This is a genomic window from Pseudomonas sp. AB39(2026) (assembly GCF_059831485.1).
Window position 1 is genome coordinate 4,732,418 of the sequence record NZ_CP195212.1, and the last position, 14,389, is coordinate 4,746,806.

Annotated in this window: 10 protein-coding genes; 4 read left to right on the top strand and 6 right to left on the bottom strand. The window is 58.6% G+C overall.

All coding sequences use genetic code 11. The annotated features are described in order from the left end of the window. The first annotated feature begins 76 nt into the window (after positions 1-76). Positions 77-244 carry a hypothetical protein gene (locus ACSAMW_RS21895; protein ID WP_500592059.1) on the top strand — a complete coding sequence of 56 codons (168 nt, stop codon included), beginning with the start codon at positions 77-79 and terminating at the stop codon, positions 242-244. On the opposite strand, the gene ACSAMW_RS21900 is transcribed toward ACSAMW_RS21895, so the two are convergent. From ACSAMW_RS21900 to ACSAMW_RS21910, 3 genes are all read right to left on the bottom strand, one after another. Next, complete coding sequence (locus ACSAMW_RS21900) at positions 228-1,379, bottom strand: acyl-CoA dehydrogenase family protein (protein WP_500592060.1); 1,152 nt, start codon at positions 1,377-1,379, stop codon at positions 228-230. The genes ACSAMW_RS21895 and ACSAMW_RS21900 overlap by 17 nt on opposite strands. Before the next feature lie 54 nt (positions 1,380-1,433). Continuing rightward, positions 1,434-2,513, bottom strand: coding sequence for an enoyl-CoA hydratase/isomerase family protein (locus ACSAMW_RS21905; protein ID WP_500592061.1), 1,080 nt, complete (start codon positions 2,511-2,513; stop codon positions 1,434-1,436). Between the two features lie 198 nt (positions 2,514-2,711). Next, positions 2,712-2,867, bottom strand: a complete 156-nt coding sequence (locus tag ACSAMW_RS21910) for a hypothetical protein (protein ID WP_500592062.1) — start codon at positions 2,865-2,867, stop codon at positions 2,712-2,714. Positions 2,868-3,070: 203 nt separating this feature from the next. Between ACSAMW_RS21910 and ACSAMW_RS21915 the strand changes: the two genes are divergently transcribed. From ACSAMW_RS21915 to glgB, 3 genes are read left to right on the top strand one after another with little or no spacing between them, the layout of a single operon-like run. Continuing rightward, positions 3,071-5,095 (top strand): alpha-1,4-glucan--maltose-1-phosphate maltosyltransferase, encoded by a 2,025-nt coding sequence (locus ACSAMW_RS21915; protein ID WP_500592063.1) that lies wholly within the window; start codon positions 3,071-3,073, stop codon positions 5,093-5,095. Positions 5,096-5,108: 13 nt separating this feature from the next. Further along, positions 5,109-8,429 (top strand): maltose alpha-D-glucosyltransferase, encoded by a 3,321-nt coding sequence (treS, locus tag ACSAMW_RS21920; RefSeq protein ID WP_500592064.1) that lies wholly within the window; start codon positions 5,109-5,111, stop codon positions 8,427-8,429. After that, positions 8,426-10,681 carry a 1,4-alpha-glucan branching protein GlgB gene (glgB, locus tag ACSAMW_RS21925; RefSeq protein ID WP_500592065.1) on the top strand — a complete coding sequence of 752 codons (2,256 nt, stop codon included), beginning with the start codon at positions 8,426-8,428 and terminating at the stop codon, positions 10,679-10,681. The genes treS and glgB overlap by 4 nt, the downstream gene beginning before the upstream one ends. Before the next feature lie 56 nt (positions 10,682-10,737). Here the strand turns inward: glgB and ACSAMW_RS21930 are convergent, their stop codons facing one another. From ACSAMW_RS21930 to ACSAMW_RS21940, 3 genes are all read right to left on the bottom strand, one after another. Continuing rightward, entirely contained in the window at positions 10,738-11,511 is a 774-nt protein-coding gene (locus ACSAMW_RS21930) for an endonuclease/exonuclease/phosphatase family protein (RefSeq protein WP_500594103.1), read from the bottom strand. A 171-nt stretch (positions 11,512-11,682) separates the two neighbouring features. Continuing rightward, a complete protein-coding gene (gene glgX, locus ACSAMW_RS21935) occupies positions 11,683-13,866 on the bottom strand; it encodes a glycogen debranching protein GlgX (protein WP_500592066.1) in 2,184 nt (727 codons plus the stop codon). A gap of 147 nt (positions 13,867-14,013) precedes the next feature. Beyond that, on the bottom strand, positions 14,014-14,388 hold the full coding sequence (locus ACSAMW_RS21940; protein ID WP_500592067.1) for a DUF2934 domain-containing protein: 375 nt from the start codon (positions 14,386-14,388) through the stop codon (positions 14,014-14,016). Position 14,389: the final 1 nt, after the last annotated feature.

The window sequence follows — 14,389 nt, forward strand, 5'->3', positions numbered from 1 at the left end:
TGAGTTGTAACGCCTGGTCGAATGAACCCCCTGACACGATGCACAGCAGCCCAGCGTCGGTCAGCAGGACTGCAGCGTGGCCCGTATTCAGGCCACATTGCAGATGATCGCCCTCCAAGTGGTAGCAGGCGCAGCCAACCTCGCCCAAACGGCCCGCAACGGCCTGTGCCAGGCGCCTGGTAGCCCCGTCAGCCAAAGCACGGCACCTGATGGGGAGGCGGGGTATCTCAAAGGCCGTTCCTGATCAGTTCCCTAGCAATGACCATGCGCTGGATTTCGCTGGTGCCTTCGTAGATTTGGGTAATACGCGCGTCGCGATAATATTTTTCGACCGGGTAGTCTTCCAGGTAGCCATAGCCGCCGTGAATCTGGATGGCCTTCGAGCATACCCATTCGGCCATTTCTGACGCGAACAGTTTGGCCTGAGAGGCCTCTGACAGGCAGGGGCGGCCTGCGGTGCGCAGGCGAGCGGCGTGAAGCGTAAGCAGGCGTGCCGCGTTGAGGCGGGTATGCATATCCGCCAGCAGGTTGGCGACGCTTTGATGGGCTGTGATGGCGGCCCCGAATTGCACGCGGTCGCGGCCATAAGACAGCGCCGCGTCCAAGGCCGCACGGGCCACGCCTATGGCTTGCGCCGCAATACCGATGCGCCCCCCTTCGAGATTGGAGAGGGCAATGTTCAAGCCTTTGCCTTCCTCACCCAACAGGTTGGCTGCAGGTACCTGGCAGTCGCTGAGTGTAATGGCACACGTATCTGAAGCTTTGATGCCTAACTTGTGCTCGGTACGGTCAACGATGAACCCCGGCGTATGGGTGGGTACCAGGAAGGCCGACAGGCCCTTTTTGCCCGCAGCAGGGTCAGTTACCGCGAAAACAATGGCCAGTTCAGCGCGTCGGCCATTGGTGACAAATTGCTTGGCGCCATTGAGCACCCAGCTGTCGCCCTGGCGGGTAGCACGGGTGCGCAAGTTATGGGCTTCAGAACCCGCATGAGGCTCGGTCAGGCAAAAACAGCCAATGGCTTTACCGCTGGCCAGACGAGGTAGCCACATGTCCTGCTGGGCCTGAGTGCCGAACGCCAACAAGGGGCCACAGCCCACAGAGTTGTGAACGCTCATCAGCGCGCCAAGGGCAGCGTCTCCTGCAGAAATTTCTTCTACAGCCAGGGCGTAGGCGACGTAGTCCAGGTAGCTGCCTCCCCACTGTTCGGGTACCACCATCCCCAGCAGGCCCAGCTCGCCCATGTGGGCTACGACCTGATCATCGATCCATCCCGCTTTTTCCCAGGCCTGGGCGTTAGGCGCCACTTGGCCCTGCGCAAACTGCCGCGCCATGTCGCGGAACATGATCTGCTCTTCACTCAACTCTAGGTCTTGCATGCGAACTCCCTGATCGGCCGGCCGTCCCTGTCACCCGGCAGGGTGAAGCAGAAATCAGAGGCCTTCGAATAATTCTTGTAGTTGTCGTTGCCCCGGCGCAGGCTTCCAGCTTGGCCGTTTATCCTTGTCGATCAGCAGGGCGCGAACGCCTTCGAGCAGGTCACCGCGCTCGAACCATTGCGCTGCCAGGTGAAGCTCCATGGCAAAGCAGCTTTCCAGGCTCAGTTGCCGCCCGAAAACCAGCATTTCTCGAGTCACTGCCATAGCCAGTGGGGACCGCTGTGCCATTTCATCGGCCGTGCGCAGTGCCCATTCTCGGCTATCCGCCACATTCACCTGCTGGAGTTGCTCAATGATGCTGGGCACCTCAGGCTGGTTGAAGAAGTGATCGATGGCCGGGCGCAGACGGTCCAATGAGGGGTTGGGCAGCACCTGCAGCCCCAGCTTGGCCAGGATGTTTTGCACATCTCTGAGGGGCATGGCAGACCATTGCACCTGGTCCAGCCTTTGTTCGAATTGCTCCAGCCGGTCGTGTTCCACAAAAAAGTCTGCTAGCCCGCAGTACAGCGCATCGGCGGCCTGTATGCGTGCTCCAGTGATACCGAGATACAACCCAATGGCGCCTGGCAGCCGAGACAGGAAATAGCTGGCGCCTACGTCCGGAAAGAAGCCGATAGCCGTTTCCGGCATGCCCAGGCGGCTGCGTTCAGTGACGATCCGAAGCTCTGCCGCTTGGGCCAGGCCCATTCCGCCGCCCAGGGTGAAACCGTCCATCAAGGCTACCACTGGCTTGCGATATTGGTGCAAGGCCAGGTCCAGCTGATACTCCTCGACGAAGAAGGCCTGGTGCGCTGTATCGTGCCGTTGATAGCTCTCACACAATGCGCGCACATCACCACCGGCGCAGAAGCCTTTCTCCCCGGCGCCACGCAGCACTACCACATACACACTTGCATCCTCGGCCCACTCCGCCAGGCGCTTGCTCAGCACGCGTACCATGTCCAGCGTGAGTGCGTTGACGCCAGAAGGGCGGTTTAACGTGAGGTAGCCAACGTGGTTGCGCACCTCGCTCAAAACCGATGGGCTACCCGTAACGGCCTCCTGGCCTTGAGCGTAAACAGCCTGTGCAGACATTCGCAAAGTCCCTGCTTGTTGTTTGGGGGCAAGCCCGCCGAGATACTGAGTGCTGGGATGGGGGCATCCTGACAGGCACCCCAGCGCGCTTCAACGGGCATCCGTGCAGCACAGGCCTGCGTTTTTGCGCCCGGGCTAGCCACCTGTTTCAGACCGGATCCTATTCCTTTCGTTCGGCCCCTGTCACGGTGTCAGGCCTCAAGTCTGCTCAAAGGGAACCTTTGACGGCGGATCGCCCATGGGCGGGCTTCCCGCAGGCGTATCGGGGTCGCCTACAGGCTCGCCTGAAGGAAGCGGCGGCTCATCGATATTAGGGTCTGGTATATCCAGCGGTTCAGGCAAGGGCAGGGACATTTTGAGCGCCTCTTCATTAGGTCATACGTATCCAACTCCCAGCTTAGCCTATATGGCTTAACCACCCTACGGCAGATGAGGGATGAACAGCGCTTGAACTTTCAACCTAGGGTAGCCCTCCGAATTCAAAGGTCACGGCCGGCCGCTTCGGCAATGGTCATCAGTACAAAAGACGCCCACAGGTTAAATGGAGCAAACACGCGATGACGGTGGAACAAACCTTTGAAACCGGCCAAGGGGCCCCCCATGGCGAGCCTGCAGAACACCGTTTGAGTGTTTCACAGGCCGTGGCCATACCGCGTATCGCCATCGAAGATGTGAGCCCGGTACTGGATGGGGGTGCCTGGCCGGTCAAGTCCCTGCCAGGCCGTGTGCATACCGTAGACGCCAAAGTATTTACCGATGGGCATGACAAGCTGGCTGTGCGGCTGCGCTGGCATAAGCTAGGCAGCGACCAGTGGCATGGCACGCCGATGAAAGACCTGGGCAATGACAGTTGGCAAGCTCAGCTCAGTTTTGATGAAGTGGCGCGACACAGTTTTATGATCGAGGCCTGGCGCGACGACTTCGCCACCTACCGCTACGAGCTGGAAAAAAAGTACGGTGCGGGCGTAAACGTGGAACTGGAACTCGAAGAGGGCCGCCTTCATGTGGCCGAGGCCATTTCCCGCAGCGAGGGTGAAGTACGCAACCGTTTGCAGGCAGTGCATGACCGCTTTGGTCAACTGGACCTGGACCAGCGCGTGAGCCTTATGCTGGAGCCGGCTACTGCACACGCCATGAGCGAGGCCGACAGCCAGCCTTTCCTGAGTCGCAGCCCTGAATACCCTGTGGAGGTGGAGCGCAAGCTCGCAGAATTTGCCAGTTGGTATGAACTGTTCCCACGCTCCATCACGAACGACCCTACCCGCCATGGCACGTTCAATGACGTCCACAGCCGCCTGCCCATGGTGCGCGACATGGGCTTCGATGTGCTGTACTTCACGCCCATACATCCCATTGGCCGTGCGCACCGTAAAGGCCGTAACAACTCGTTGAACGCCGGCCCGGATGACGTAGGTAGCCCGTATGCCATCGGCAGCCCTGACGGCGGCCATGAAGCGATTCATCCGCAACTGGGTACCCGTGAGGATTTCCGCCACCTGGTAAAAGCGGCGGCAGACCACGGCCTTGAAATCGCCTTGGACTTTGCCATTCAATGCTCCCAGGATCACCCCTGGCTGCAGCAGCATCCCGGGTGGTTCTCGTGGCGCCCTGACGGCACCATCCGCTACGCGGAAAACCCCCCGAAAAAGTACCAGGACATCGTTAACGTCGACTTTTATGCCAAGGACGCAGTGCCGGCTCTGTGGCAGGAACTCTGCGAAGTGATCTGGGGCTGGGTGCAGGAGGGGGTCAAGATCTTCCGAGTGGACAACCCTCATACTAAGCCCCTGCCGTTCTGGCAATGGATGATCGAGGAAATCCGCAGCCGCGATCCAGACGTCATGTTCCTGGCGGAAGCCTTTACCAAGCCTGCGATGATGGCGCGCCTAGGTAAAGTGGGCTATAGCCAGAGCTACACCTACTTCACCTGGCGCAACACCAAGGCCGAGCTGCAGCAGTACTTCACAGAGCTCAACCAACCGCCATGGTCGCTGTGCTACCGCCCCAATTTCTTTGTGAACACGCCAGACATCAACCCAACGTTCCTTCACGAAAGCGGTCGCCCAGGGTTCTTGATTCGCGCCGCGTTGGCCACCATGGGCTCAGGGCTGTGGGGCATGTACTCCGGCTTTGAGATCTGCGAAGCCGCGCCTATTCCAGGAAAAGAGGAATACCTGGATTCGGAAAAATACGAGATTCGAGTGCGCGACTTCACCCAGCCAGGCAACATCATTGCCGAGATTGCCCAGCTCAACCGTATTCGCCGTCAGAACCCGGCGCTTCAGACGCACCTGGGTACGTCGTTCTACAACGCGTTCAATGACAACATTCTGTATTTCGGCAAGCGCACCCCCGACAACGAGAACTTCATTCTGGTGGCGATCAACCTCGACCCCTATAACACACAAGAGGCTCAATTCGAGCTGCCGTTGTGGGAGCTTGGGCTAGACGACCATGCGACGGTCAACGGTGAAGACCTGATGACCGGCCACCGCTGGACCTGGCACGGCAAAACCCAATGGACCCGCCTGGAGCCGCACATGCCCTTCGGCATCTGGCGCCTGGAAAAGATTTCTGTCTGACAGGTACGCATAAATGGCCAAGAAAGCACCCGAAGCGTTCCTGAACGACCCGCTGTGGTACAAAGATGCGGTTATCTACCAGGTCCACGTGAAGTCGTTTCACGATTCCAATAATGACGGCATAGGGGACTTTCCTGGCCTGATCGCCAAGCTCGACTATATTGCCGAACTGGGCGTGAACACCATCTGGCTGCTGCCGTTCTACCCTTCACCCCGGCGAGACGATGGGTACGACATTTCCGAATACAAGGCCGTGCACCCCGACTACGGCACCATGGCGGACGTACGCCGGTTTATTGCCGAAGCGCACCGGCGAGGCTTGCGGATCATCACCGAGTTGGTCATCAACCACACGTCAGACCAGCACCCCTGGTTCCAGCGGGCGCGCAAGGCGAAGAAGGGGTCCCGTGCGCGTGACTTCTACGTGTGGTCTGATGACGATACCCGTTACGACCAGACCCGAATCATCTTCCTGGATACGGAAAAATCCAATTGGACCTGGGACCCCGTGGCAGGGCAGTACTTCTGGCACCGGTTTTATTCCCACCAGCCGGATCTCAATTTCGACAACCCGCAGGTGATGAAAGCGGTGCTCGATGTGATGCGTTACTGGCTGGACATGGGCATAGACGGGCTGCGCCTGGATGCCATTCCCTACCTGATTGAACGCGATGGCACCAATAACGAGAACCTGCCCGAAACCCATAACGTGCTCAAGGCTATCCGGGCCGAGATCGATGCCAATTACCCTGACCGCATGTTGCTAGCCGAAGCCAACCAGTGGCCGGAGGACACCCAGCTCTACTTTGGCGATCGCAAGGGTGACCACGGCGACGAATGCCATATGGCCTTCCACTTCCCACTGATGCCACGTATGTACATGGCACTGGCTCAGGAAGACCGCTTCCCCATTACGGACATCTTGCGCCAGACGCCGGACATCCCACCCAACTGCCAATGGGCGATCTTCCTGCGCAATCACGATGAACTCACCTTGGAAATGGTGACTGACCGTGAGCGTGATTATCTCTGGAACCACTACGCTGCAGACCGGCGCGCCCGTATCAACCTGGGTATTCGCCGGCGCCTGGCACCCCTCCTGGAGAGAGACCGCCGCCGCATCGAACTGCTGAACAGCTTGCTTCTGTCCATGCCAGGCACACCTACCCTGTATTACGGGGATGAAATCGGCATGGGCGATAATATTTACCTAGGCGATCGTGACGGCGTGCGCACGCCGATGCAGTGGTCTGTGGATCGCAACGGTGGTTTCTCACGCGCCAACCCTGCCAGCCTAGTGCTCCCGCCCATCCAGGACCCGCTGTATGGGTACCAGGCCGTGAACGTGGAAACTCAGGCCAGCGACCCACATTCACTGCTTAATTTCACCCGCAGGCTGCTGGCCGTGCGCAAGCAGCAGCAAGCCTTTGGCCGCGGCAGTTTGAAAATGCTTACCCCTAGCAATCGCCGTATTCTGGCGTACTTGCGCGAATACACCGATGGCAACGGGAAGGCTGAACAGGTGTTGTGCGTAGCCAACGTGTCACGTGCCGCCCAAGCTGCAGAGCTAGACCTGTCGCAATATGCAGGCATGGTACCAGTGGAGATGCTAGGTGGTAGCGCGTTTCCACCTATTGGGCAATTGCCGTTCCTGCTGACCTTGCCACCCTATGCATTTTACTGGTTCCTGCTGGCACCTGAAAATCAGATGCCCAGCTGGCACGTGGAGGCTGCACAACCTATGCCCGATTTTGAAACCCTGGTACTGAAAAAACGAATGGATGAACTGCTGGAAGAGCAGGCGCGGCACACCCTTGAACAGAGCACCTTGGTTCAATACTTGCCGAAACGCCGCTGGTTCGCTGGCAAGGGCAGCGCCATAGACAGTGTTCGCCTGGCCTACGGCGTACGTTTCAGCGCCTTGCCCAACCCTGTGTTGTTCAGCGAGATTGAGGTCACCAGCGAAGGTAACGTCAGCCGTTATCAGTTCCCGTTCGGGTTCCTCCCTGAAGAGCAAGCCTCCAGTGCGTTGCCTCAACAACTGGCCCTGTCGCGCCTGCGCCGCAACAACCGCGTCGGGCTTTTAACCGATGCTTTCGTGCTGGAGAGCTTCATCCGAGCGGTGGTCAAAGCCTTGAGCGCGGATACTGTATTGCCATGTGGCGAAGGTGACCTGCACTTCACGCATACAGCGCACATGGACGCCCTGGCGCTTCCTGAAGAGCCAGCGATTCGCTATTTGTCGGCAGAGCAGTCCAATAGCTCGGTGGTAATCGACGGCAGGGTCGTGCTTAAAATGATTCGTAAAGTGAGTGGGGGCATTCACCCAGAGCTGGAGATGGGCGCCTTCCTTACCGCTGCCGGTTACCAGAACATCTCGCCCTTGATGGGCTCGGTGGTTCGCAAGGACGACACCGGTACACCGCACTTGCTCATGATCGCGCAGGGCTACCTGAACAATCAGGGCGACGCCTGGGAGTGGACTCAAAACAACCTGGAGCGTGCAGTACGAGACGAACTGGATGCTACTCGTTCGGAGCAGGCGCAGCATTACAACGCTTTGGAAGAACTGAAAGCCTTTTCAGCCATGTTGGGGCAGCGCTTGGGCGAGATGCATGTAGCGTTGGCCGGTAATACAGATAACCCAGACTTCGCTGCCAGGCCCAGTGATGAAAAAGATGCAGCAGCATGGAGCAAAAGCATCAAGGCACAGGTCGAACGCGCGTTGTACCTGTTAGAACAGCACAAGGACAGCTTCACGGATGACGCCTTACCTAAAGTGGACGAGTTACTGGGCCGCCGGGATGCGCTGCTTGCGCAAGTGGATAGCCTTGCCCAGCGCGCTGTCGGCGGCTTGGTAATGCGTGTGCATGGCGACCTTCACCTGGGCCAGGTATTGGTCGTACAGGGGGATGCCTACCTGATCGACTTCGAAGGCGAGCCTGCCCGGCCGCTTGAAGAGCGCCGTGGCAAGTACAGCCCCTACAAAGACGTCAGCGGCGTGTTGCGTTCGTTTGACTACGCTGCTGCCATGGCGGTGCGTAGCGCACAGGCTGTGGACAGCTCAAGCGAAGCTACCGAGGCTCGCCAACGTGTTGCCGCCCGCTACCTTACCGAAGCCTGCCAGGCCTTTGTTCACGCCTATGGCGCTGCAAGTGCCTCGCTGGCCCACGCCTGGCAACATGCTGAGGGCGAGCGCGCCGCACTTCAATTGTTCAGCCTGGAAAAGGCTGCCTACGAAATCGCATACGAAGCCGAGAATCGCCCGAGCTGGCTTGCCGTGCCATTGCACGGCCTGTTCGGGCTGCTGGCTACCAACGGAGATACTGCATGAATGCGCAACACGGACAGGGCCACGGCCTAAGCGTATTTCCGCCAGAAGCGGACATACAGGCGCTGGTACGCGCGGAGCATCGCGACCCCTTCGCTGTGTTGGGCCCCCACTGGCAGGGCGACCACGGCCGTGTAGTACGCGCCTACCTGCCCCATGCCATGCGTGTGGAGCTTGTAGGGGAGCACGACGAGGCGCCTCGGGCATCGCTGGAAGAGCATGCCTCGGTGCCAGGGTTCTTCGCAGGTCAGCTTCAGGGTGAAGAAGGCTATCGCTTGAAGATCCAATGGGCTACCGGCGTGCAAGTGTGCCACGACCCCTATAGCTTTGATGAGCAATTGGGTGAGATGGACCTGTACCTGTTTGCTGAAGGTAACCACCGTAACCTCAGCGACGCCATGGGCTCGCAAGTTATCAGCGTAAATGGCGTGGACGGCGTACGGTTCTCGGTGTGGGCACCTAATGCGCGCCGCGTTTCGGTAGTTGGCCACTTCAATGGTTGGGACGGTCGCCGCCACCCTATGCGCCAGCGTCATCCCAGTGGCGTATGGGAGCTTTTCATCCCTGCGCTAGGTGAAGGCGAAGTCTATAAATATGAAGTATTAGGCCAGCACGGCGTACTGCCACTCAAGGCTGACCCGCTGGCACGGTGGACTGAGCTTCCCCCGGCAACGGGTTCGCGTGTAGCGACGCGCCTGCGCCATGAATGGAATGACCAGGCTTGGATGAGCGGCCGTCAATCGCAAGCAGGGCTGGACAAGCCACTGTCCATCTATGAGCTTCATGCCGGGTCCTGGATGGTGGAAACCAATGAAGCCGGTGAAGTCAGCCGCCAATACCGCTGGGGGGAGCTGGCCGAGCGCCTGATTCCTTACGTGCAGCAGTTGGGGTTCACCCACATCGAGTTGATGCCCATCATGGAGCACCCGTTTGGTGGCTCGTGGGGTTACCAGTTGCTGTCACAGTTTGCCCCTTCGGCACGCTATGGCGAACCTGACGAGTTGGCTGCCTTCGTCGATGCCTGCCACCAGGCCAATATAGGCGTGATCCTGGACTGGGTGCCTGCGCATTTCCCTACCGACGAACATGGCTTGGCACGCTTCGACGGCACTGCGCTGTATGAGTACGACGACCCGCGTGAAGGCTTCCATCAGGATTGGAACACGCTGATCTACAACCTGGGCCGCACCGAAGTACACGGGTTCATGATTGCTTCGGCCCTTCACTGGCTCAAGCACTACCACATCGACGGCCTGCGGGTGGATGCTGTCGCCTCGATGCTCTATCGGGATTACTCACGCAAGCATGATGAATGGGTACCGAACCGGTTCGGCGGCCGTGAGAACCTCGAAGCCATCGATTTTCTGCGACACCTCAATGACGTGGTTGCCAGCGAAACGCCTGGTGCCATGGTCATTGCAGAGGAATCCACCTCCTGGCCTGGTGTGAGTGCGCCCACTCAGGAAGGAGGCCTAGGGTTCTCCTACAAGTGGAACATGGGGTGGATGCACGACACCCTGCACTACATGGAAAACGACCCGATTCATCGCCAGCACCACCATAGCGAGCTGAGCTTTGGCTTGGTATACGCGTGGTCAGAGCGGTTCGTACTGCCGATCTCTCATGATGAGGTGGTCCACGGCAAGCATTCACTGATTGATAAGATGCCTGGGGATCGCTGGCAGAAGTTCGCCAACCTGCGTGCCTACCTGGCGTTCATGTGGACACATCCTGGCAAGAAGCTATTGTTCATGGGCTGTGAGTTCGGGCAGTTCCGCGAGTGGAACCATGATCACCAGTTGGACTGGTACCTGACGCAGTATTCCGAGCATAGGGGGGTGCAGCAGGCGGTCAGCGACCTGAACCGCTTGTACCGTGCGGAGCGTGCACTTCACGAGCAGGACTGTGTGCCAGAAGGCTTCCGATGGGTGATTGGCGATGACACAGCCAATAGCGTATTTGCCTACCTGCGACTGAGTCGAAAAGGGGAGCCGCTGCTAGTGGTCGCCAATTTTACCCCCGTGCCGCGTGAAGGCTACCGCATCGGCGTACCCGAGGCTGGCTTATGGGAAGAGGCATTCAACAGTGATGCTGAAACCTATGGCGGCTCCAATGTAGGTAATGGCGGTGGGGTGATGGCAGAGGATATCGAAAGCCATGGCCAATCTCAGTCCCTGAGCCTTAAACTCCCGCCTTTGGGCGTACTCATCCTTCAGCCACAAGCTTCTAAGTTGGCGCGGTCGGCGGCAGAATAACCCTTGAAGCCCAGGGCTTGTCTGTAGTAACGGACAAACCTGGGCGTTCTTTTTGATTAAAGGTGAACTTCAACCGCCAACGGCAGGTGGTCGGACAGGTGCGTCCAGGGCTTGGTGCCTAGAATGCGCGGATCGTGACTGGTGGCATTGCGCAGGTAGATGCGGTCCAGGCTCAAAAGTGGGAAGCGCGCTGGGTAGGTTTTCGGTAGCTTGCCTAAGTTGTGCTCAAAGGCCTCATGCAAGTCCCCATAACGGCTGAGAGTGGCATTACCTTTGAGCTGCCAGTCGTTGAAATCTCCGGCAATGATCACAGGGGCATGGGCGGGGATAGCGTCCAGTAACTGGCGCAATAGCTGCAACTGCTGCTGGCGATGGTGCTCCATCAATGAGAGGTGCACGCAGACTGCGTGCACGCCGTCTTCATGGCCAGGTACCTGCAGCACACAGTGAAGGAAGCCTCGGCGTTCCGGGCCTGTGATGGACACATCCAGGTTGCGGTAGTGCAAGATGGGGTACTTGGACAGCAGCGCATTGCCGTGGTGGCCGTCCGGGTAGACCGCATTACGGCCATAGGCGTATTCGGGCCACATACTGTCAGCCAGAAACTCGTATTGGGACATTTGCGGCCAATTGGCAAACCGTGAAGCATGGCGGTCATGGCCACCCAGTACTTCCTGCAGGAAAACGATGTCTGCACCTGTGCTGCGTACCGCTTCGCGAAGTTCGGGGAGGATAAAGCGACGGTTAAACGCAGTGAAGCCTTTGTGGGTGTTTACCGTTAGCACTTGGATACGATGAACATCCCGGTCGCGCTCTGCGCCCGCACCCAGGTGGCTGGCACCTTCGTCTGGTTCAGCGTGCACGGTGGCTCCTTAAAACTAAAACAGTCACAGCTTAAGACTAGGCTTTAAGGAGGCAGTTCCGGGTAGGTAAGAGAGGGTCAGGAGAGGGCAGAAGCGAGGCCTGCGAACGTACTCAATAGGTTCACAGGCCTTGGTCGCTTACTCTTCTTTTTCGTGGTGGGCTTCAAACAACAGGAAGGAACGACCAGTCACCATGAACTCGCTGCCGAAGTCGATAGGCTCGTTCTCGCGCAGGTCTGGCCGATTGGTATCGACCAAGCAGTTCCAATGCTTGCCCTGTGGCACCTCAGGCAATTTGAAGTTGACCACATCGTGGTGAGCGTTCACTACGATAAACAGCGTGGCGTCATCACCGCGTTTACGAATCCCTGTTGGCTGCGCACGGCCGTCCAACAACATACCCAAGGCGCGGCCATGGGCTTCGCCCCACTGATCCGGGGTCATTTCATTGCCCTGAGGGTCCAGCCAGGTCACATCCTTCACACCCAGTTCTTCATTGTAGGTGCCTACAAGGAAACGATTGCGGCGAAGCATGGGGTAGGTGGCGCGCAACTTGGTCAAACGGCGAACGAACTTGAGCAGTGCTGCGCCATCTTCGTCCAGGTCCCAATTGATCCAGCCGATTTCGCTGTCCTGGCAATACGCATTGTTATTGCCGCCTTGGGTACGGGCAAATTCATCGCCCGCCACGATCATGGGTGTGCCTTGGGAGAACAGCAAGGTCGCAAAGAAGTTACGCATTTGACGCAAGCGCAGCTCGACGATCTCGCGATCATCGGTCTCGCCCTCTACGCCATGGTTCCAGGACATGTTGTTGCTGCTGCCGTCCTGGTTGTTTTCGTCGTTGGCCTCGTTGTGCTTCTCGTTGTAAGACACCAAGTCTTTCATCGTGAAGCCGTCGTGGGCGGTGATGAAATTCACAGAGCTGAAGGGGCGGCGGCCACGGTGGTTGAACAGTTCGCCGGAACCGGTCATGTGGGAGGCAAAGTCTGCCAGCTTGCCGTCGTCGCCTTTCCAGAACGCACGTACGGTGTCGCGGAACTTGTCGTTCCATTCGGCCCAGCCTGGGGCAAAGTGGCCAACCTGGTAACCACCTGGGCCACAGTCCCATGGTTCGGCAATCAGTTTCACTGAGCGAAGTACCGGGTCCTGGCGGCAGGCCACCAGGAAGCTGTGGCGTTCGCTGAAGCCATCGTGGTAGCGCCCAAGGATGGTTGCCAGGTCGAAGCGGAAGCCGTCGACGTGCATTTCACTGGCCCAGTAGCGCAGCGAATCCGTCACCATCTGCAGAACGCAAGGATGGCTGAGGTCCAGGGTGTTACCGGTGCCTGAATCGTTGATGTAGAAACGCTTGTCATCCGGCATCAGGCGATAGTAAGAGGCGTTGTCGATACCCCGCATGGACAGGGTAGGGCCACGCTCGTTGCCCTCAGCGGTGTGGTTGTAGACCACGTCCAGAATCACTTCCAAGCCCGCTTCATGCAGGTGCGCGACCATTTCCTTGAACTCGGCAATCTTGCCGCTGGCCAGGTACTTGGCATGTGGTGCGAAGAACGCAATGGAGTTGTAGCCCCAATAGTTGTTCAAGCCTTTTTCGAGCAAGTGCTGGTCGTTCAGGAAACCATGGATCGGTAGCAACTCCACCGAGGTCACACCCAGCTTCTTGAGGTGATCCAGCACATCGGGGTTACCCATGCCAGCAAATGTACCTCGTACCGACTCGGCCACCGAAGGATGGCGCATGGTCAGGCCGCGTACATGGGTCTCGTAGAACACGGTCTTGTCCCATGGCACCCGCACAGGCTGATCCTGGCCCCAGGTGTAGGCAGGATCGATCACTTTGCACTTGGGCACAAACGGTGCGCTGTCGCGTTCGTCGAAGCTCAGGTCATCGTCTGGGTGGCCGATGGTGTAGCCGAACAATGCCTCGGACCATTTCAGCTCGCCGACCAGTTGCTTGGCATAGGGGTCGATCAACAGTTTGTTATGGTTGAAGCGGTGCCCGTTCTTGGGGTCATAAGGGCCGTAGACGCGGTAGCCATAGATCATGCCGGGGTGCGCGTCAGGCAAGTAGCCGTGGTACACCTCGTCGGTGTACTCAGGCAGTTCTATCTTGGCCACCTCATGTTCGCCCGTGGAGTCGAAGATACACAGTTCGACCTTGGTAGCGTTGGCTGAGAACAAGGCAAAGTTAACGCCTAACCCATCCCAGGTGGCACCTAGTGGGAACGGCAGGCCTTCGCGGATGCGCGAGGCATCAATTGGCGACTCTGGCGTGTTAGCAGCCGCCTCAGCGGGTTCGGATTTGTTTTGCCGGCTCATGGGGAGTCCTTCACGTTTGGAACGCTAGAAAAATGGGTAATGTCGAGGCGGCTTGACCGCTGCATGCGAAAGGCCCGGATAACCGCAGGAAGCGGCCTGGAATCTATCGCTGTAGCGCCCGGCAGTGGCCTGCCGGGCGGGTCTTGCTCAACTGGCCGCGGGTTTTTTCGCAGCCCGTGGTTTCTTCTCGGCGGAGGCTGCCTTGGGCGCCGCTTTGGCGGCGGCTTTTGGGGCAGGTTTTGCTGCATCAGCAGGCTTGCTCGCCGCCGCCTTATTGGCCGCAGGCTTCGCAGCGGCCTTAGGCTTGGCTGCACTGGCGGCCGCTTTAGGTGCCGATTCTACTGCGCCCTCATCCTTGGGCTTTTTAGGGGCTTTGCGTGGAAGCTTGGCAGGCGCCTTGTCTTCGGCTTCGGCCAACTTGCGTGCCATTTCCCAATGCCGTGAGGCATGGCCGTCAGGGCGCCCTTCGGACTCCCAGATGTAGTAAGCAAACTCTTCAACACGTTTATCACTAACACTCATA